Origin of the sequence: Enterobacter chengduensis (genome assembly GCF_001984825.2) — a bacterium.
GTDB lineage: Bacteria > Pseudomonadota > Gammaproteobacteria > Enterobacterales > Enterobacteriaceae > Enterobacter > Enterobacter chengduensis.
Window position 1 is genome coordinate 3,488,048 of record NZ_CP043318.1, and the last position, 18,538, is coordinate 3,506,585.

14 protein-coding genes are annotated in these 18,538 nt (G+C 55.9%); 4 read left to right on the top strand and 10 right to left on the bottom strand.

Annotated elements, in window-relative coordinates; all coding sequences use genetic code 11:
• Window positions 1-81: 81 nt before the first annotated feature.
• Together FY206_RS16910 and FY206_RS16915 are read right to left on the bottom strand one after the other, a co-directional pair.
• Window positions 82-1,269: an MFS transporter gene (locus tag FY206_RS16910; RefSeq protein WP_032641884.1), complete on the bottom strand. Its 1,188-nt coding sequence runs from the start codon at window positions 1,267-1,269 to the stop codon at window positions 82-84.
• A 135-nt stretch (window positions 1,270-1,404) separates the two neighbouring features.
• Complete coding sequence (locus tag FY206_RS16915) at window positions 1,405-1,665, bottom strand: DUF2534 family protein (protein ID WP_008500962.1); 261 nt, start codon at window positions 1,663-1,665, stop codon at window positions 1,405-1,407.
• 209 nt (window positions 1,666-1,874) lie between these two features.
• Between FY206_RS16915 and eco the strand changes: the two genes are divergently transcribed.
• Window positions 1,875-2,378: a serine protease inhibitor ecotin gene (gene eco / locus FY206_RS16920; RefSeq protein ID WP_032641886.1), complete on the top strand. Its 504-nt coding sequence runs from the start codon at window positions 1,875-1,877 to the stop codon at window positions 2,376-2,378.
• Between the two features lie 103 nt (window positions 2,379-2,481).
• On the opposite strand, the gene mqo is transcribed toward eco, so the two are convergent.
• A complete protein-coding gene (gene mqo / locus FY206_RS16925) occupies window positions 2,482-4,131 on the bottom strand; it encodes a malate dehydrogenase (quinone) (RefSeq protein WP_032641888.1) in 1,650 nt (549 codons plus the stop codon).
• Window positions 4,132-4,318: 187 nt separating this feature from the next.
• Between mqo and FY206_RS16930 the strand changes: the two genes are divergently transcribed.
• Window positions 4,319-5,608, top strand: coding sequence for a SulP family inorganic anion transporter (locus tag FY206_RS16930; RefSeq protein WP_032641891.1), 1,290 nt, complete (start codon window positions 4,319-4,321; stop codon window positions 5,606-5,608).
• Here the strand turns inward: FY206_RS16930 and mgtE are convergent.
• From mgtE to FY206_RS16960, 6 genes are all read right to left on the bottom strand, one after another.
• Complete coding sequence (mgtE, locus tag FY206_RS16935; RefSeq protein ID WP_032641893.1) at window positions 5,571-7,007, bottom strand: magnesium transporter; 1,437 nt, start codon at window positions 7,005-7,007, stop codon at window positions 5,571-5,573. The genes FY206_RS16930 and mgtE overlap by 38 nt on opposite strands.
• 144 nt (window positions 7,008-7,151) lie before the next feature.
• Window positions 7,152-8,795 carry a multidrug ABC transporter permease/ATP-binding protein gene (locus FY206_RS16940; RefSeq protein ID WP_032642686.1) on the bottom strand — a complete coding sequence of 548 codons (1,644 nt, stop codon included), beginning with the start codon at window positions 8,793-8,795 and terminating at the stop codon, window positions 7,152-7,154.
• Window positions 8,796-8,864: 69 nt separating this feature from the next.
• Window positions 8,865-9,521 carry a DNA oxidative demethylase AlkB gene (alkB, locus tag FY206_RS16945; protein ID WP_032641895.1) on the bottom strand — a complete coding sequence of 219 codons (657 nt, stop codon included), beginning with the start codon at window positions 9,519-9,521 and terminating at the stop codon, window positions 8,865-8,867.
• Window positions 9,521-10,579: a bifunctional DNA-binding transcriptional regulator/O6-methylguanine-DNA methyltransferase Ada gene (gene ada, locus FY206_RS16950; protein WP_032641898.1), complete on the bottom strand. Its 1,059-nt coding sequence runs from the start codon at window positions 10,577-10,579 to the stop codon at window positions 9,521-9,523. Before ada ends, alkB begins: the two co-directional genes overlap by 1 nt.
• Before the next feature lie 72 nt (window positions 10,580-10,651).
• A complete protein-coding gene (gene apbE / locus FY206_RS16955; RefSeq protein ID WP_423751908.1) occupies window positions 10,652-11,671 on the bottom strand; it encodes an FAD:protein FMN transferase ApbE in 1,020 nt (339 codons plus the stop codon).
• Window positions 11,672-11,822: 151 nt separating this feature from the next.
• Window positions 11,823-12,938 (bottom strand): porin OmpC, encoded by a 1,116-nt coding sequence (locus tag FY206_RS16960; protein WP_032641902.1) that lies wholly within the window; start codon window positions 12,936-12,938, stop codon window positions 11,823-11,825.
• A gap of 743 nt (window positions 12,939-13,681) precedes the next feature.
• On the opposite strand from FY206_RS16960, the gene rcsD reads away from it, so the two are divergent.
• Both rcsD and rcsB read left to right on the top strand, forming a co-directional pair.
• The gene (rcsD, locus tag FY206_RS16965) at window positions 13,682-16,354 is read left to right on the top strand and encodes a phosphotransferase RcsD (RefSeq protein ID WP_032641905.1); all 2,673 of its coding nucleotides are present in this window, start codon (window positions 13,682-13,684) and stop codon (window positions 16,352-16,354) included.
• A gap of 16 nt (window positions 16,355-16,370) precedes the next feature.
• Window positions 16,371-17,021 carry a response regulator transcription factor RcsB gene (rcsB, locus tag FY206_RS16970; protein WP_003859405.1) on the top strand — a complete coding sequence of 217 codons (651 nt, stop codon included), beginning with the start codon at window positions 16,371-16,373 and terminating at the stop codon, window positions 17,019-17,021.
• Between the two features lie 158 nt (window positions 17,022-17,179).
• Here the strand turns inward: rcsB and FY206_RS16975 are convergent, their stop codons facing one another.
• Window positions 17,180-18,322, bottom strand: a complete 1,143-nt coding sequence (locus FY206_RS16975; RefSeq protein ID WP_423751874.1) for an IS481 family transposase — start codon at window positions 18,320-18,322, stop codon at window positions 17,180-17,182.
• Window positions 18,323-18,538 lie beyond the last annotated feature (216 nt).

The following is an 18,538-nucleotide window of genomic DNA, read 5'->3' on the forward strand; positions in this document are numbered from 1 at the left end:
TGGGGTGTCGGGGGTCGGAGGTTCAAATCCTCTCGTGCCGACCAAAAACACATTGAAAACCAGCCTCTTACGGCTGGTTTTTTATTTCGCCTCGTCCGGCGTTTTACGCAGGTACACCAGCGTCCCCAGACAAATCACCGCTCCGGCATAAAAGGTATATTCCGCGCCAAAGGTTTCCCAAATCGCGCCGGCTCCCACGCTGGCGATTAATAATCCCACGCCGCTGACCAGACTAAAAATACCGAAAGCCGTGCCGCGAAGATCGGGCGGTGCGGTTTTCGCAATCATTGCCGCCAGCAGCCCCTGGGTCATCCCCATATGCACTCCCCAAAGCGCAACGCCTAAGATGACGCCGAGCCAGTGGTTACTCAGTGCCAGCACAATATCTGCGCCAATCAACACCATCAGCCCCCACTGCAGAAGTCGAGTATGGCTCATGCCATCTGAAAGTTTGCCAAAAGGATAAGCCGAAAGGGAATAGAGCACGTTCATAGCCACCATCACCAGCGGAATAAGGGCCAGAGCAACTCCCGACTGCTGCGCACGCAATACCAAAAAAGCCTCGCTGAATCGGGCAAGCGTGAACACGGCACCCAGGCCAATCACCCACCAGCACGCTTTACCCAGCCGCCTTAAATTCTCTCGTTTAATGGGATTAGGACGTTTATGTTCGAGGGGCGTTTTCGGCTCCTGAAGGCCAAAATAGAGCAAGGCAACTGAAAGCAGACCGGGGATAAGGGCTATCCAGAAAACAGTGCGAAAGTCATTGTCCAACAACAGCATTAAGCCTACGGCCAGTAATGGGCCCAGAAATGCTCCTGTGGTATCCATTGACTGACGCAGGCCATATGCCGCCCCGCGCATATCCGGCGGCGTGACGTCTGCTACCAGTGCGTCCCGCGGAGCGCCCCGGATCCCCTTCCCCGTTCGGTCCATCAGGCGTGCGCCCAAAACCATCCCTGAAGACGAAGCCACAGCGAAAAGGGGCTTACTTAACGCCCCCAGGCCATACCCTAACAGGGCTAGCCCCTTGCGCTGTCCAAGGTAGTCGCTGATCGCCCCAGAGAACACCTTAATAAAAAGCGCGGTGGCCTCGGCCAGCCCTTCAACCAGGCCGATAAACAGCACGCTCGTGCCAAGGGTAGTCATCATAAAAAGGGGCAGCAGGCTGTGAATACTCTCTGACGAGATATCCATCAACATGCTTACGCCTCCCACAACCCAGACGCCTTTGGGGATCTGACTGAGCACTGGAAATCTGGCACGCATCCATCACTCCTGCTTTAAAAACAGTTGCCTGAATGCATACAGAATAGGATACCGCGGATTAAAAAAACCTGAGCAGACGTAGATGAGAATAAAAAAGCCATCCGGCAGGATGGCTCAATCATCGCTGGTCAGTGATTAGTGCTTCTCACGTCCGCCCAGGAAGAAAATGCCCAGCGGGATGGCCAGCAGAACGGTGAACACCAGGCTGTAGACGAAGATCATCGCCGATTGCAGCACATACATGCTGGTTGTCCAGGCGGAGAGAGGAATGTTGTACTGTTCGATAACGCCCACAATGGTGGCCCGCCCCACGCACGCGGCAGCAATCATAAACACGACCAGCAGCGCCAGGAGGAATTTGCGGCCTTCAGGCGTTTTCAGTTTTGCACGAACCATCTCTCTTCCCTTTTACAGATGAATAACATTATAGGCGGTCTAAAATAACACAAACGCCTGCCGGACTCCACGCCAGTACAAAACGCTACTTAAATGGCAATTATGCGGTTTATTACGCTACACATATTGAAAACGTAAGTAAATAACACCATTCATTCATAGTTGATATGTTAACCTGTGCAGGATCGTTTTGACATAAAGGAATGACAATGAAAAACGCACCTAAATTTGCCCTCGCACTCGTCGCCGCCGCGTGCGTCAGCAGCACGGCTTTCGCCAGCGAAACGCCAAAAGAGCAGCCGCTGGAAAAAGTCGCCCCGTATCCAAAAGCGGACAAAGGGATGAAGCGTCAGGTGATCCAGCTGCCGGCGCAGCAGGATGAAGCGAATTTCAAAGTGGAGCTGTTGATTGGCAAGACGCTGGAAGTGGACTGCAACCAGCATCGTCTGGGCGGCCAGCTGGAAAGCAAAACCCTGGAAGGCTGGGGCTACGACTACTACGTCTTTGATAAAGTCACCTCGCCGGTCTCCACCATGATGGCCTGCCCGGACGGCAAGAAAGAGAAGAAATTCGTGACCGCGTACCTGGGCGACAACGCGCTGCTGCGCTACAACAGCAAGCTGCCGATCGTGGTGTATACGCCTGAAAACGTGGAAGTGAAGTATCGCGTGTGGAAGGCGGACGAGACTGTCGGTCAAGCCGAAGTACGCTGAAATTAAGTCGGGTGCGGGCTGGTGCCCGCACCCCAACCCTCTCCCACCGGGAGAGGGCGAAAACACTAAAAACGGTAACGGATGTTACCGTTTTGCTTTTACCTTACAGCGCGATATCCGCGACCGGTTTGTTTTCCGGCTGAGGCTTCAGCTCCGCTTTAGGCGCGGCGTCCGCCGCCTGCGGTTTAATGTACTGCAGCTGAAGTACGCGGCTGGTGTTTTCCAGCTCCTGCTCCGTCGCGTCCACGTTACCGTTCAGCTTCGTGCCGTAGGATGGAATAATGGTCTTCAGCTTCGCCTGCCATTCCGGGCTGGCGACTTTATCTTTAAACACTTTTTCCATCAGGTGCAGCATGATTGGCGCAGCGGTAGACGCACCCGGTGACGCACCCAGCAGCGCGGCGATGGTGCCATCCTTATCGCTCACCACTTCGGTACCCAGTCGCAGCACGCCACCCTCTTTCGGATCGCGTTTGATGATCTGTACGCGCTGACCCGCCTGCCACAGTCGCCAGTCTTCTTTCTTCGCCTGCGGATAGTACTCTTTCAGCGCCTCGAAACGATCGTCGTCAGAGAGCATGACCTGGCTAATCAGGTATTTCACCAGGTCGAAGTTATCCAGACCCACGTCCATCATCGGCTTGACGTTAGAGGTGGTGGTGGCGCTCAGCAGATCCCACAGGGAGCCATTTTTAAGGAACTTGGTGGAGAAGGTCGCGAACGGCCCAAACAGCACCACGCGTTTGCCGTCAAGCATACGGGTGTCGATGTGCGGAACTGACATCGGCGGTGCGCCCACGGAAGCCTGACCGTACACTTTCGCCAGATGACGATTCACCACTTCCGGGTTCTCGGACACCAGGAACTGACCGCCCACCGGGAAGCCGGCGTAGTCATCAGCTTCCGGAATACCGGACTCCTGCAGCAGCTTCAGCGCCGCGCCCCCCGCGCCGATAAAGACAAACTTCGCCTTGATGACGTGCTCGGCTTCGTTGTTTTTCAGATCGGCAACGGTCACGCTCCAGCTGTTATCCGCGTTGCGCTTGAAACCGCGCACTTCGGTGCTGAGCTGCAGGTTAAAGTTCTCTTTTTTCTTCAGAGACGTCACCAGCTGACGGGTAATTTCACCGTAGTTAACGTCGGTACCAATTTCGGTACGGGTTGCCGCCACCTTCTGGTTCGGGTCACGACCTTCCATCACCAGCGGTGCCCACTCTTTAATCTGCGCGTGGTCTTCAGAGTATTTCATCCCGCGGAACAGCGTGCTCTGCTGCAGCGCGGCATAGCGCGCGCGCAGGAAGTTGACGTTCTGCTCGCCCCACACGAAGCTCATGTGCGGCACGGTGTTGATGAAGGAGTGCGGATCGTGCAGCACGCCGCTGTTGACCTGGTGAGACCAGAACTGGCGAGAAACCTGGAACGCCTCGTTGATCTCTACCGCCTTCTCGATACTAATGGAACCGTCCTTTTTCTGCGGCGTATAGTTCAGTTCCATGAGTGCCGAATGTCCGGTACCGGCGTTATTCCAGCCGTTCGAACTCTCCTGCGCCACGCCATCAAGACGCTCGACCATGGTCATCGACCAGTCCGGCTGCAGTTCTTGCAGATAGGTTCCCAGCGTGGCGCTCATGATACCGCCACCAATTAAAAGGACGTCCGTTTCCTGCTCTTTTGGTGCGTCAGCTTTCGCCGCCATAGAGACGGTGTTAAGCCCCACGGCCAGAGAAAAGAGCATGGCAGTCATTTTTTTCATAATTTATGCCTTAGTGTAAAAGTGCTTGATGCGTGGAAATTGCAGGTGAAAAAAGCTGCGGGGGCACGGTAACAACTTTTAAATATTGTTTAAAGGTTACGAAATTATTGTAATTGTGAAATTTAATGATGGGTTGTTTGTAAGGAATTATCGAAGCGTCTGGTAAAGCGCGGATTTACTGGCTAGTATGTTGCGTTTTGTGATCGCGCGCACGGAAGCCTGCCCTAACCAGCGAACCGTTATGTCCTTATCCCATTCTGCCGTATCCCCCGAAGACCGCGTGGCCAACGTGCTGCGTTCCCCTAAGCTGCTGGCGCGTGAAACGCTGGCAGGCGTCATTACCGCCCTGGCGCTGATCCCCGAGGTCATCTCATTTTCAGTGGTGGCGGGCGTCGACCCGAAGGTCAGCCTGATCGCCTCCGTGGTGCTGTGTCTCGCCCTGTCCGTACTGGGTGGTCGCCCGGCGATGGTCACGGCAGCGGCCGGTTCCGTCGCGCTGGTTATTGGGCCCATGGTGCATCAGCACGGCGTACAGTACATTCTTCCTGCCGTGCTGATGGCAGGCGTAATTCAGATTCTGTTTGGCGCTCTGGGCATGGCAAGGCTGATGCGCTTTATCCCCCAGTCGGTCATGACCGGGTTTGTGAACGCCCTGGGCATTTTGATCTTCTTCGCTCAGGTGCCGCATTTCTGGACCCGAAGCCCGCTGATTGTGGGCCTGTTCGTGCTGACGCTGCTTATCGTGCTGTGGGTGCCGCGCTATGTCAAAAGCATCCCTTCCCCGCTGATTGCGATTGTGGTGCTTACCTTGTTCACCGTTTCAACCGGTCAAATCCTGCCGACCGTGGGTGATGAAGGTTCCATGAGCGGCGGTTTGCCGGGGCTTACCGAGCTGCTGGTTCCCCTCAATGTACAGACGCTGAGCATTATCTGGCCGTGCGCGTTAAGCATCGCGTTTGTCGGCCTGCTGGAATCCCTGCTGACGGCAAAGCTGGTGGATGAGCTGACCGCAACGCCGTCAAGCAAGCGCCGTGAGAGCATCGGGCTGGGCGTCGGCAATATTCTGGCCGGTTTTTATGGCGGCATCGCGGGCTGCGCGATGATCGGACAAACCATCGTCAACGTGGAGATGGGTAAAGGGCGAAGCCGCATTTCAACCCTTGCGGCGGGCATCGTGCTGCTGATCCTGGTGACGGCACTCAGCGACGTGATGGCTAAAATTCCGATGGCGGTCCTGGCAGGCATTATGGCGATAGTCGCCATCAAAACCTTCAGCTGGCACAGCCTTCAGCCTGCAACGTTAAAAAATGCCCCGATCGCAGAAACGGTAGTAATGCTGGTCACCGTTGCCGCCACGGTATCAACCGGCAATCTGGCGATTGGCGTGCTGGGCGGGATTATCGTCATGGCCCTGCTTCCCGCCCGCATCAAGCGTCGGCTTACAGCAGAAAAATCGTCGCCAGCCCAAGAAAAATAAAGAAACCGCCGGTATCGGTGATGGCGGTAATCATCACGCTCGACCCCACCGCGGGGTCGTGCCCCAGCTTGGTCATCGTCAGCGGAATAATCACGCCCATTATCGACGCTACCAGCAGGTTCAGCACCATCGCCAGCATCATCACGCCGCCCAGGGCCATATCGTCGTACAGCCACCAGGTGATGCCGCCCATAATCCCGCCCCACACCAGGCCGTTAATTAGCGCGACGCCCATCTCTCTAAAAATGAGCCACGAAAAGTTACCTGGCTGAATATTTTCCAGCGCAAGGGCGCGAACGATCATGGTGATGGTCTGGTTTCCGGTGTTGCCGCCGATTCCGGCCACAATCGGCATCAGCGAGGCCAGCGCCACCAGCTGCGAAATGGTGTGTTCAAAGCCGTCAATCACGCGGGAGGCGATAAAGGCAGTGCAAAGGTTAATGGCCAGCCACGCCCAGCGCGTTTTCACCGCCTTGCCGACGGAGGCATGAACGTCATCTTCGGCGCTGATCCCGCCGAGCGCGCGCAGGTCGTTGTCGGTTTCTTCATAGACCACGTCAACGATCTCATCAATGGTCAGACGCCCCATCAGCTTGCCGACGGAGTCAACGACCGCCGCGCTCACGAGGTCGTCACGTTCGAAGGTACGCGCCGCTTTTTCCGCATCGTCTTCCGGAGAGAAGACCATCGGCTCGTTTTCCATCACCTCGCTCACCCGCCGCTGGGTGCTGTTGAGCAGGATAGTTTTCAGCTCCAGCTCCCCAAGCAGGGTTTTATCCCGGGAGGTGACAAACAGCTTATCGGTGTTATCCGGCATTTTGCCCAGGCGGCGCAGATAGCGCTGCACGGTGCCGAGCGTCACGTCCGGCCGCACCGTGATAACGCCGAACTCCATGATCGCGCCGACGCTGTTTTTCTCGTAGTGCATCACCTGACGCACGCGCGCGCGTTCATCGGCAGGCAGTGACGCCAGCAGGCGACCGGTCAGATTTCGCGGCAGATGCTGCACCAGGTAAATCTGTTCGTCGATATCCAGGGTTTGCAGAGCGTCAAGAATATCCCGGTCGCTCATCTCGTCGATCAGGTCGTCCCAGACGTTTTCGGAGGCCTCAAGCAGCACCTGCCCGCGCTCGTGATCCTGCACCAGCCGCCACAGGGCGTGACGCTCTTCAGAGGGAAGCGCTTCCAGGGTATCCGCCAGATCCGGCGGGGGTAAATGAGCAACCAGCGCACCTACCTCAGCAATATCGTCGGCTAAAGTGCCGACATCATATTGCTCAGCCAGGGTCAGTTTGCCTAATAATGTAGAAGTGACCGCTTTATCGGTCGTGAGAAGCCAGATGAGTCGCGCACGCTCCTGATCGCGCTGCCTGGCGCTGTTTTTCTTTAATACCGACATCAATCATAAATCCATTAAATGAGTTGTGGTTAAGCATAGCGCGGGGATATGTAAATAAGAATAAACAACGCGGCGGGATGGAGAAAAAAACGGCATTACGGCCACGATCTATCCCCTCTCCCTGTGGGAGAGGGTTAGGGTGAATCAGGCCGTGCGCGCCACCGCGTCACGCGAGGCTGCGTCGCGCTCTTCGCCGGTCAGCTCGCTCAGCCTGCCGTCGCGCATCTCCAGCAGGCGGTCAGCATGAATGAAGTAGTGATCGTCGTGGCTGATGGCGAAAATGGTTTTGCCCATCGCCTGCATCAGCGGCAGCAGCACCTGATAAAACTCGCGGCGGAAATGCGGGTCCTGATCGGCCGCCCACTCGTCGAGCAGAATAATGTCGCGCTCTTCCGCCAGCGCCAGCAGGAGCGCCACGCGCTTCTTCTGCCCTTTGGAGAGCTTCAGATTGAGGATCTTCCCGTCCTGAAGCTCCAGCTTGTGCGACATCTGCAGCTGCGCCAGCCATTTTTCCACCAGCGCAGGATTGGCCTGCTGCCCTTCCGGTCCCAGCAACTGGTCAAACAGCCAGACGTCGGTGAACACCGCAGAGAAGAGCTTGCGATAATCTTCTGGTTTCTCTGCGCTGAGCGTTTTGCCATCCAGCAAAATCTCGCCCGACTGCGGCTGGTAGAGTCCGGTAAGCAGCATCGCCAGCGTCGATTTACCGCTGCCGTTGCCGCCGATGAGGAACAGCAGCTCGCCGCGGCGGATCGTCAGGTTGACCGGCCCCACGGAGAAGGCGCTTTCCTGATAGCGGAACGTGACGTTACGCAGCTCCAGCGTCTGCCAGTTCGGGAAGGCCTGCGGGCGCGGGAATTCGGCCTTAAACGGCGCGAGATCGAATTTTTTGAGCTTATTGAAGGCCACCTGCGCACTCAGCAAGGTGGGCAACGCGCCGACCGCCGAGAGCAGCGGCGTGCGTAAAAACAGCAGCGTCAGCGAGTAGGTTGCCGCGACGTTGGTGTCCGCCCAGCCCAGGCTGTTCGCCATCCAGAACACCAGGCCGATGGCGCCCAGCATCATGATGTTTGACCAGTTCACCGCGCTCAGGTGGAAGGTATCGGCGCGAATAATGTGGTGCCGGTATTCTTGCGCGTCCGGAATATAGAGATGGTTAAAGATATACTCGGCGCGCTCGCGGTTCAGGGTCAGCTCTTTGCGCCCTTCCAGCACGGTCTGATAATCGTTGTAGAGCTTATCTTCCGTTTCGCGCAGCACCGCCATGTGCTTATAGACGCGCGACACCAGCACGAAGCCGCCCCAGATCGTAATGGCAATCCACAGCGCGGTCACCGCCAGCATTTTGCTGGAGAGCCAGGCGAGATAGGCCGCCGAGCCAAAGGTGAGAATGATCCCCTGCACCAGTTCAGGCAGACGAACGAACGCGATGGTAATGGCGCGCACGTCGCTGGTCACCCCCGCCAGCAGGGAGGCGCTGCCGAGCTGCTCAACGCGCTCGACCTGGGTGTCCAGGATCCTCTTGATGAATTCGCTGCGCAGGCGAAAAACGAAATGGTGGCCGAGCGCGGTGAGCGCCAGCTGGGAACCGAGCGTCACCGCCATCAGCAGCAGCAGCAGGCCGAGAAACTCCGGCAGAACCGAGAGAGAAGTGTCGACCATTTCAATCAGCCGCACGTTAATAAACGCGATCAGGCCAATACCCAGTGCGGCGCTGGCAAGGCTTAACGCCATGACGGCGATGAAGGGCCAGCGATACTGACGCCAGACGAGGAGAAGTAGTTGCATGCAGGCAATCCGGACAATAAAAATCAGCCAGCAGTGTAAACTGCCCTGCGCGGACATCAAGAATAATTCTTATTTTTGTTTACTGTGCCCCGCCTGGCGGAAGGTCAGGTTATAACGGTACACCCCCGTGAGCGGGTGAACCCCGGGCTTCAGCGGCTGAATGCCGTGGTAATACAGCCGCGACGCCCTGCCCCACACCACCACATCGCCATGTTCCAGCATGATGCGTTTGAGCGGGTCGTTGCGGCGTAATCCGCCAAACTGGAAGACGGCGGGCAGCCCTAACGATACCGAAACGATAGGCGCGCGCAGGTCGGGCTCGTCCTTGTCCTGGTGCAGGGAGAGCTTCGCACCGACGGCGTAGCGGTTGATCAGACAGGCATCCGGGCGGAAGTCAGGATACTCAGCCGCCACGGCGGCCTCGTGGCAGATGGCCTGAAAAATGCCGGGCATCGGGGGCCACGGCTGGCCGGTCGTGGGATCGTTCGGGGCATACACATACCCACGTTCGTTGGTCGCCCAGCCCAGTGCGCCGCAGTTGGCCATGGCCACCGACATCGTGTAACCGCCCGGCGTCACCATATGGCGAAAGGGCGCAACCGCCGTCACCTCTTCAATACCGGCAAGCAATTCCGCCGCGCGGGAGAGCGCAAAGCGGCGCAGGATCGCTGCGCCGGGCGCCAGCGGCTCCTGCCAGGGTTCAGCATCCGCAAAAAGATCGAGCATTATCCCTCCCGGCGTTTCGCCTCACGTTTCAGTAATAGCGCTTTTCGCGCCGTTCCCCAGCGGTAGCCCGACAGCGCGCCGTCGTTGCGAACCACGCGATGACAGGGGATCACAATCGCCAGCGTGTTGGCCGCACAGGCACCGGCAACGGCGCGTACCGCATTGGGCTTACCAATCGCCTGCGCCACCTGCTGGTAACTTGCCGTTTTCCCGCAGGGAATGTTGCGAAGTGCCTGCCAGACGCGCTGCTGGAACGCGGTACCGCGAATATCCAGCGGCAGCGCAAGCGGTAGGTCGCGGTTATCAATGCTGGCAATCACCTGATGGATCCGCCGCGCAAAAGCGTCATCCAGCGGCGCGTGCGTGGCTTTGGGAAATTGCGCGGCAAGCTCTGCGGTTAATTCAGCATCGGTATCACCCAGCAGGATCGCGCAGATCCCTCGCTCGCTTTCTGCAACCAGGCAGCGTCCTAACGAACAGTCATTGATGGCATAGCGCACGGCCACCTCTCCTTTACGGTACTGCTTCGCCGTCATGCCCAGCGCATCGTCGGCTTTACGGTAATAGCTGCTGCTGTCGGGAAACCCCGCCGCCAGCACGGCGTCGGTAATTTTCTCTCCCTCTGCAAGCGCGTTACGCAGACGCTGGCCTCGCGCCGCCTGCTGCCAGGCTTTTGGCGTCATGCCGGTCACGGACTTAAACAGACGGTGGAAGTGGAAAGGACTCATGGCGACCTGCTCCGCCAGCCCCTCCAGCGTTAACGCAGGATCCTGCTCCAGAAGGCGGCAGGCGTGCTCCACTTTCGCCAGCTTCTGCGCCTGCGGATCGCGCTTGTCCGGCATGCAGCGCTTGCAGGGACGAAAGCCAGCCTGCTCGGCATGGTGGGCATCAGGATAAAAATGGACGTTTTTACGCAGCGCGCGGCGGGCACGGCATGACGGGCGGCAGAAAATACCCGTCGTCTGCACGGCGAAGACAAACCGATCGTCAGCGCGCGGATCGCGGGCCAACACGGCCTGCCAGCGATCCTCATCGGTAATAAAGGTCGGGTTTTTCATTATCGGCTCCTCGTTTAAGCATACATAGAGCGTGCCCGATCGCCACTGATAAAAAAACCGCAACCTTGCTTTTTAATTTTTGTCGCTCACCAGGAAACTGTTGAACTGCGGCGAGCTCCAGGTTTTAAACCCGTTCCCCTCCTTGACGATCATATAAACGGCCAACCCTTCCTGACGTACCACCTCTTTGGCTTTTTCCGGACCGAGGACCATTAAGCCCGTATCCCAGGCATCCGCTTCCAGCGCGGTGGGGGCAATGACGGTCACCGAAACCAGATTATGGGTGATGGGACGCCCGGTCTGCGGATCGATAACGTGCGAAATACGCTTCCCGTCAAGCTCGTAGTAGTTGCGATAGCTTCCGGAGGTGCTGATACCGTGTCCGTTGATATCCACGATTGCCTGCACGGCATTTTGCCTGTCCGTCGGTTTTTGAATCGCGACGCGCCACGGCTTATCGCTGGCATTCATACCGCGGCTGACTAACGCGCCGCCCACGGAGACCAGATAACGGGAAATCCCTTCCTGCGCCATCAGCGCAGCAAGGTGATCCGCCGCATAGCCTTCCCCAACCGTCGACAGGTCGACAAACAGATCGGGGATATCTTTTTGCAGATACTGCTGCCCGTACTGGTTGATCACGGTCAGATGCTGTAGCCCGGTGCGGGCGCGGGCGTCATCAATGGCCGCCTGCTCGGGCGTCGTCACCGGCTGTTTATTCGGGCCAAATCCCCAGAGGTTCACCAGCGGGCCGACGGTCACGTCCATCGCCCCGTTGGTTTTATATCCCACGCGGATTGACTCGGTGACAATATCGGCCATCGCCTCGCTCACCGGCCAGAGGGAGGTGCTGGTTGAGAGGTTAAAGCGCATCAGCGCCGAGTCATTTTTATAGGTCGACAGCAGCTGATCGTCGGCATCCAGCTGCGACTGGATTTTGCCGCGAAGCTCATCTGCGCGCGTTTTATCGAGGTTCATCACGCTGACGCGCCAGAAGGTCCCCATCGTTTTGCCTTCGAGCACCGTCGCGGCGGGTGCGTCGGCTTTCGCCGCGGGGGCGGGATCGTTACACGCGGTCAGGAAAAAAAGCATAGCCAGAAAGCTGGCGCGTAAAAAAGTCATGTCCATTCATTATTATCCTCATGCCAGGGCGGCAAGAGTACACCAAAACGGGTCAATTGTGAGATCCAAAAGCACGCGCAAAAAAGGGGCCATCAGGCCCCTAAGTCATGCTACGACGCGATTAGAACTGGTAAACCAGGCCCAGCGCGACGATATCATCAGTACCGATACCGGCCTGACGGGTGAACTCATTTTCATCAACCAGGTTGATTTTGTAATCCACGTAGGTAGACATGTTTTTGTTGAAGTAGTAAGTCGCACCCACATCAACATATTTCAGCAGATCCTGGTCGCCATACCCTTCGATGTCCTTACCTTTAGACTGCAGGTAAGCCACGGATGGACGCAGGCCGAAGTCGAACTGGTACTGAGCAACCACTTCGAAGTTCTGCGCTTTGTTAGCGAAGCCGTAAATCTGGCTGCTGCTCTGAGAGTTGCCGAAGCGCGTTGCGTTATAGGTCTGAGAGTACTGTGCCGCCAGGTAGATGTTGTTGGCATCGTATTTCAGGCCACCGGTATAGACTTCAGCATGATCGCCTTCGCCTTTCAGGGCCGGGTTAGCCGTGTTGTTCTGGTCAGCGGTACGTTTGGAAGAAGACATTGCACCACCGATGCTGAAGCCTTCGCCCAGGTTATAGGTCAGGGACGCACCGTAACCGTCACCGTTCTGTTTCAGGGTGCTACGACCGGTGTCGTTTTCACCGCTTACGCTACCGTTTTTACCCTGATACTGCAGAGCAAAGTTCAGGCCATCCACCAGACCAAAGAAGTCCTGGTTACGGTAGGTCGCCACGCCGTTAGCACGAGACTGCAGGAAGTTGTCTGCACCGTAGGTATCACCACCAAATTCTGGCAGCACGTCAGTCCAGGACGTTACGTCGTAGATCACACCGTAGTTACGACCGTAATCGAAAGAACCCGCGTCAGCGAATTTCAGACCAGCAAACGCCACACGGGTCCAGGCCTGGTTATCGCTTTCCGTTGTGTTGCCCTGGATCTGGTATTCCCACTGGCCGTAACCGGTCAGCTGATCGTTAACCTGAGTCTCGCCTTTGAAGCCAAGACGCATGTAGGTCTGGTCACCGTCGGCACTCTTGTCATCAGAGAAATAGTGCAGACCATCAACTTTGCCGTACAGATCTAATTTGTTGCCATCTTTGTTATAAATTTCGGCCGCATTTGCTGCGCCTGCCACCAGGAGTGCTGGTACCAGGAGGGACAGTACTTTAACTTTCATTTTATTAACCCTCTGTTATATGCCTTATAATTGCCACTGCTTACTGGTTAACCCTCATTAACCAGTCGGCAATTTCATTCTCCGCAAAATTACAGAATAATCCAATGCGAATATGATACGAAAACTTTGAAGATGTTTCATTTATCTACCAACATGTTTCCAAATGTAAACATCAAGGAACTTTTACAAAGCACAAATAGCTTAGAAAATTAGCACTTATAATCAAACGAAAAATTCCCCCTATAAATATCAACATCTTACAATAAAATCCGTTACCGCACTGAATGACAAAACAAGATCTCACCGAATCTCTAAAATAACTCTCGCTATCATCATTAACTTTATTTATTACCGTCATTCAGTTTTGAATGTCTGTTTATCCCTAATTGAGCCGAATGCTTCGCATTCGGTTTTTTTTTACCTTTCTTTACGTAACTTCTCATTTCTTGTGCTACCGCACCGAAATTGTAACGACTATTAACTAAATTCCCGTCGAGTATCCTTCGAAATTATCAAATTGATGGAAAACTTAATTTCTTGTTAATTCGTGCTATTTACTGGCTGCACTGGGTGATTATTTGTACGAACACGGCGAATTTGTACATGTTTACTGCAGGCCTTGCCGCCGATATTGTCCCGTGAAAAAGTCGCCGCTTCCCGGTCAGTGGCGCTGGAAATTCAGTTATTACCCTTTATACTGCCCTATCGCCACAGAGCACGACCATAACGGGTTAAAGATATCAATGAGTCAGACTGAAACTACCGCCCCGAGCAAATTCTCTCTCCTTCCCGGGAGCATCACCCGTTTCTTTCTTCTTTTGATCGTTGTGCTGTTAGTCACCATGGGGGTGATGGTACAAAGCGCGGTTAACGCCTGGCTGAAGGATAAGAGCTATCAGGTCGTTGATATCACCCATGCCCTGCACAAGCGCATAGATACCTGGCGCTACGCCACCTGGCAGATTTACGACAACATCGCGGCGGCCCCTACTTCCTCTTCCGGGGATGGGCTTCAGGAGACGCGGCTTAAGCAGGATGTCTACTATCTCGAAAAACCGCAGCGTAAGACCGAAGCGCTTATCTTTGGCTCTCACGACAGCGCGACGCTTGAGATGACGCAGCGTATGTCGGCCTATCTGGATACCCTCTGGGGCGCCGAAACGGTGCCGTGGTCGATGTACTATCTGAACGGTCAGGACAACAGCATGATCCTGATATCCACGCTGCCGCTAAAAGATCTCTCTTCAGGGTTCAAAGAGACCACCGTGGGCAGCATCGTCGACTCCCGCCGGGCAGAGATGCTGCAGCAGGCGAATGCCCTTGATGAACGTGAAAGCTTCTCATCCCTGCGTCGCCTGGCGTGGCAAAATGGTCATTATTTCACCCTGCGCACCACGTTTAACCAGCCAGGACATCTGGCGACGGTGGTGGCTTTCGATTTACCGATTAATGATTTAATCCCGCCGGACATGCCGCTGGACAGCTTCCGCCTGGAGCCAGACAGCAGCACCCAGAACATGCGCGCGGCGTCAGACAAAGAGGCTGCTGAGAGCGTTTCAATCTCCTTTAACGGCTCAAAAATCGAAATTGCCTCATCACTGAACTCAACCGGTATGCGCCTGGTATGGCAGGTGCCGTTTGGCACGCTGCTGCTCGACACCCTGCAAAATATCCTGCTGCCGCTCCTGCTGAATATCGGCCTGCTGGCGCTGGCCCTGTTTGGCTACAGCACCTTCCGTTTCCAGTCTGGGCGTCAAAGCGATACGTCTGCGGTTCCTGCCGGCACCAGCAATGAGCTGCGCGTCTTACGTGCCCTAAATGAAGAGATTGTTTCCGTGCTGCCGCTGGGGGTCTTAGTTCATGACCAGGAGGCGAACCGTACGGTGATGAGCAACAAAATTGCCGATCATCTGCTGCCGCATCTTAACCTGCAGAACATCACCACCATGGCCGATCAGCACCAGGGGGTGATTCAGGCCACCATCAACAATGAACTGTACGAAATCCGTCAGTTCCGCAGCCAAGTGGCTCCCCGTACGCAAATCTTTATTATTCGCGATCAGGATCGCGAAGTGCTGGTGAATAAAAAGCTCAAGCAGGCGCAAAGGCTGTATGAGAAAAACCAGCAGGGGCGCGCCGCATTCATGCAGAACATTGGCGATGCCTTCAAGCAGCCGTTAAGAACCCTGGCAACCCAGGCGGCGGCGTTAAACACCGCTGAAAGCCACCAGCTTGCCAGCCAGGCCGACTCGCTGGTCAGAATGGTTGATGAGATCCAGCTGGCAAACATGCTGGAGAATGATTTCTGGAAGGGAACGCCAACCCTCTTCTCCATTCAGAACCTGATCGATGAAGTGGTGCCGGAAGTGCTGCCCGTGATTAAGCGCAAGGGGCTGCAGCTGCTGATCAATAATAATCTCCCGGCGAACGACGAGCGCCACGGCGATCGCGAAGCGCTGCGTCGTATTCTGCTGATGATTATCCAGTACGCGGTGACCACCACGCAGATCGGCAAGATCGCTCTCGAAGTCAGTACCGAGGAGTCGGCAGAAGACCGCCTGACCTTCCGCATCCTCGACACCGGGGAAGGCGTTACCACGAGTGAAATTGACAATCTCCACTTCCCGTTCCTGAACGACACGCAAAGCGATCGCTACGGCAAGGCCAATGCGCTCACCTTCTGGCTGTGCGATCAGCTGGCGCGTAAGCTCGGCGGCCATTTGAATATCAAAGCCCGTGAATCCCTCGGCACCCGCTATTCTCTGCACGTGAAAATGGCGGCCAACCCGCAGGAAGAAGATGAAGAGCGCCTGCTGGATGATGTCGTGGTGATGGTCGACGTGACCTCGAACGAGATCCGCAATATTGTCGTTCGTCAGTTAGAAAACTGGGGTGCGGCCTGCATCACGCCGGACGAAAGACTTTCAAGTCAAGAATTTGATCTGTTTTTAACTGATAATCCGTCTAATCTTACTGCCTCCGGCTTGCTTTTAAGCGATGATGAGTCAGGCGTGCGGAAAATCGGCCCTGGCCAGCTGCGCGTCAACTTTAATATAAGCAATGCGATGCAGGAAGCTGTACTACAACTAATAGAAGAGCAGCTGGCGCAGGAAGAGATAGCGGAATCCCCGTTAGGCGGCAATGAAAATGCCGAGCTTCACGCCAGCGGATACTATTCACTCTTTGTTGATACAGTACCAGATGATGTTAAGCGGTTGTATACTGAGTCCGCTGTGAATGACTTTGCAGCGCTGGCACAGACAGCACACCGGCTTAAAGGGGTGTTTGCCATGCTTAATCTGGTTCCCGGCAAGCAGTTATGTGAAACGCTGGAACATCTAATTCGTGAGAAAGATGCCTCTGGCATTGAAAAATACATCAGCGACATTGACGCCTACGTCAAAAGCTTGCTGTAGCAAGGTAGCCTTATACATGAACAATATGAACGTAATTATTGCCGATGACCATCCGATTGTACTGTTCGGTATTCGCAAATCACTTGAACAGATCGAGTGGGTGAATGTAGTCGGTGAATTTGAAGACTCTACAGCACTGATCAATAACCTCCCAAAGCTTGATGCACACGTGCTCATTACCGATCTCTCCATGCCGGGAGACAAATACGGTGATGGGATCACGCTCATCAAATATATTAAACGCCACTTCCCGGATATCTCGATCATCGTTCTGACCATGAACAACAACCCGGCGATCCTGAGCGCCGTGCTGGATCTGGACATCGAAGGGATTGTGCTGAAGCAGGGCGCCCCGACCGATCTGCCAAAAGCGCTCGCTGCGCTGCAGAAAGGCAAGAAGTTCACCCCTGAGAGCGTCTCTCGTCTGCTGGAAAAAATCAGCGCGGGTGGCTACGGTGACAAGCGCCTGTCGCCGAAAGAGAGTGAAGTTCTGCGCCTGTTCGCAGAAGGTTTCCTGGTGACCGAGATTGCCAAGAAGCTGAACCGCAGTATTAAAACCATCAGTAGCCAGAAGAAATCCGCGATGATGAAGCTGGGCGTGGATAACGATATTGCGCTGCTGAACTATCTCTCCTCCGTGACGCTGAGCGCAACGGATAAGGATTGATCTCCAACGGGAGTGCGGCCTGATGCCCTCACCCCGCCCTCTCCCACAGGGCTGAGGGTTTTCCACAAAATAATGCCTGCACGGACGACCCCCTCTCCCTTGGGGTGTACGGTCCGGGGACATGGTAGACAGGTGTTCGGGGACATGGTGAACACTTTTTAACATCCTTTACCCATGGTGATCGACTTTTTCTTCAGGTCGATCACCCCCACTTTCGTGCTGTACCACCACACTTCATAGCAGCCATCCTCCTGCGTCTCCTTCAGCCCCACCCGTTCTCCCCTGAACGCCTTTCCTGCATTCAGACTGACTCCCTGTAAGCTCAGCTTCCCGCTGATATCCACTTTCCTGACCAGCACACCTTCATCATATTCCGGGGGCGTCACGCTGCCGCTGTACTGCCGCCCAGACGGCTGATAGCGTGAGGCCGGGACCGCCATATCCAGCGCCTCGTGCGGGCGTTCAAGGTTATAGACCGTCCGCCAGTGGTCGAAGGCACGCTGCAGCTCGCCGCTGTCCGCGAACCATTTCCCCTGCAGCACTTCCGCCTTCAGGCTGCGGTGAAAACGCTCCAGCTTGCCCTGCGTCTGCGGATGATAAGGCCGGGAGTGGCCCACCCGGATACCGTGGCGCATCAGCCACAGCTCCAGCGCCGTCCAGGTGCCGGTGGTGTCGCCCCACGGTGAGCCGTTATCCATCGTCATCCGGTCCGGCAGGCCGTAGCGTTCAAAGACGCTGACCAGCTGTTGCTGCACGGTCTCACGCCGTTCATCGGTACAGTGTGTGAGGCACAGGGAAAAACGGGAGTGGTCGTCGAGCAGGGTGAGCGGATGGCAACGGCCGCCGCCAAAGGGGAAGTGCCCCTTAAAATCCATCTGCCAGAGCCGGTTCGGGGCGTCATGTTCGAACCGTCCGGTGGCCGGAATACCCGGAGCCGTGCCGGGCAGCAGGCCGTGACGGGCCATCAGGTTATGGACAGTGCTGAAGGCAGGCATACGGTGTCCCTGGTCTTCCAGCCAGCGCTTAATCTTGCGGGCGCCCCAGCGTTCATGACGCTCATGTGCCATGCGCAGCAGGGCGGTGACGTCGTCAGACGAGCGGTTGGGGGAATGATGCGGCGTGCGGGGGCGGTCCTGCAGGCCGGGTTCGCCCTCGACAGCCCAGCGCTGAAGCCACTTGTAGCCGGTAGCAGGTGAAATGCCGAAGCGACGGCAGAGGGAACGGATGTTCGCCCCGTCCTGCGAGGCGAACAAAACAAACTCGGTACGTAATGACATGGTATCTCTCGCATCCCAGGGCATAAGCGACTCCATAAACGGGTTCTTATGCCTTAGTTGTAAGTGTCTACCATGTCCCCGAACAAGTGTTCACTATGTCCCCGGACTGTACAGAGGGAGAGGGCTGGGGTGAGGGGGAACATACGGCTGTGGATGTCATTCCGTTCACTTTATGTTCCTTGCTACTCTGTAACGACATGACAGGTGAACGTGCCAGGGTGGCTCAATCGCCACCACCCT

What these genes read in the sequence shown, in the direction of transcription:
- rcsB (WP_003859405.1), top strand. Translation starts at nt 16,371, where the DNA reads ATGAACAATATGAACGTAATTATTGCCGATGACCATCCGATTGTACTG.
- ada (WP_032641898.1), bottom strand. Translation starts at nt 10,579, where the DNA reads ATGAAAAACCCGACCTTTATTACCGATGAGGATCGCTGGCAGGCCGTG.
- FY206_RS16930 (WP_032641891.1), top strand. Translation starts at nt 4,319, where the DNA reads ATGTTGCGTTTTGTGATCGCGCGCACGGAAGCCTGCCCTAACCAGCGA.
- FY206_RS16975 (WP_423751874.1), bottom strand. Translation starts at nt 18,322, where the DNA reads ATGCCCTGGGATGCGAGAGATACCATGTCATTACGTACCGAGTTTGTT.
- eco (WP_032641886.1), top strand. Translation starts at nt 1,875, where the DNA reads ATGAAAAACGCACCTAAATTTGCCCTCGCACTCGTCGCCGCCGCGTGC.
- FY206_RS16940 (WP_032642686.1), bottom strand. Translation starts at nt 8,795, where the DNA reads ATGCAACTACTTCTCCTCGTCTGGCGTCAGTATCGCTGGCCCTTCATC.
- mqo (WP_032641888.1), bottom strand. Translation starts at nt 4,131, where the DNA reads ATGAAAAAAATGACTGCCATGCTCTTTTCTCTGGCCGTGGGGCTTAAC.
- rcsD (WP_032641905.1), top strand. Translation starts at nt 13,682, where the DNA reads ATGAGTCAGACTGAAACTACCGCCCCGAGCAAATTCTCTCTCCTTCCC.
- mgtE (WP_032641893.1), bottom strand. Translation starts at nt 7,007, where the DNA reads ATGTCGGTATTAAAGAAAAACAGCGCCAGGCAGCGCGATCAGGAGCGT.
- FY206_RS16910 (WP_032641884.1), bottom strand. Translation starts at nt 1,269, where the DNA reads ATGCGTGCCAGATTTCCAGTGCTCAGTCAGATCCCCAAAGGCGTCTGG.
- FY206_RS16915 (WP_008500962.1), bottom strand. Translation starts at nt 1,665, where the DNA reads ATGGTTCGTGCAAAACTGAAAACGCCTGAAGGCCGCAAATTCCTCCTG.
- FY206_RS16960 (WP_032641902.1), bottom strand. Translation starts at nt 12,938, where the DNA reads ATGAAAGTTAAAGTACTGTCCCTCCTGGTACCAGCACTCCTGGTGGCA.
- alkB (WP_032641895.1), bottom strand. Translation starts at nt 9,521, where the DNA reads ATGCTCGATCTTTTTGCGGATGCTGAACCCTGGCAGGAGCCGCTGGCG.
- apbE (WP_423751908.1), bottom strand. Translation starts at nt 11,671, where the DNA reads ATGCTTTTTTTCCTGACCGCGTGTAACGATCCCGCCCCCGCGGCGAAA.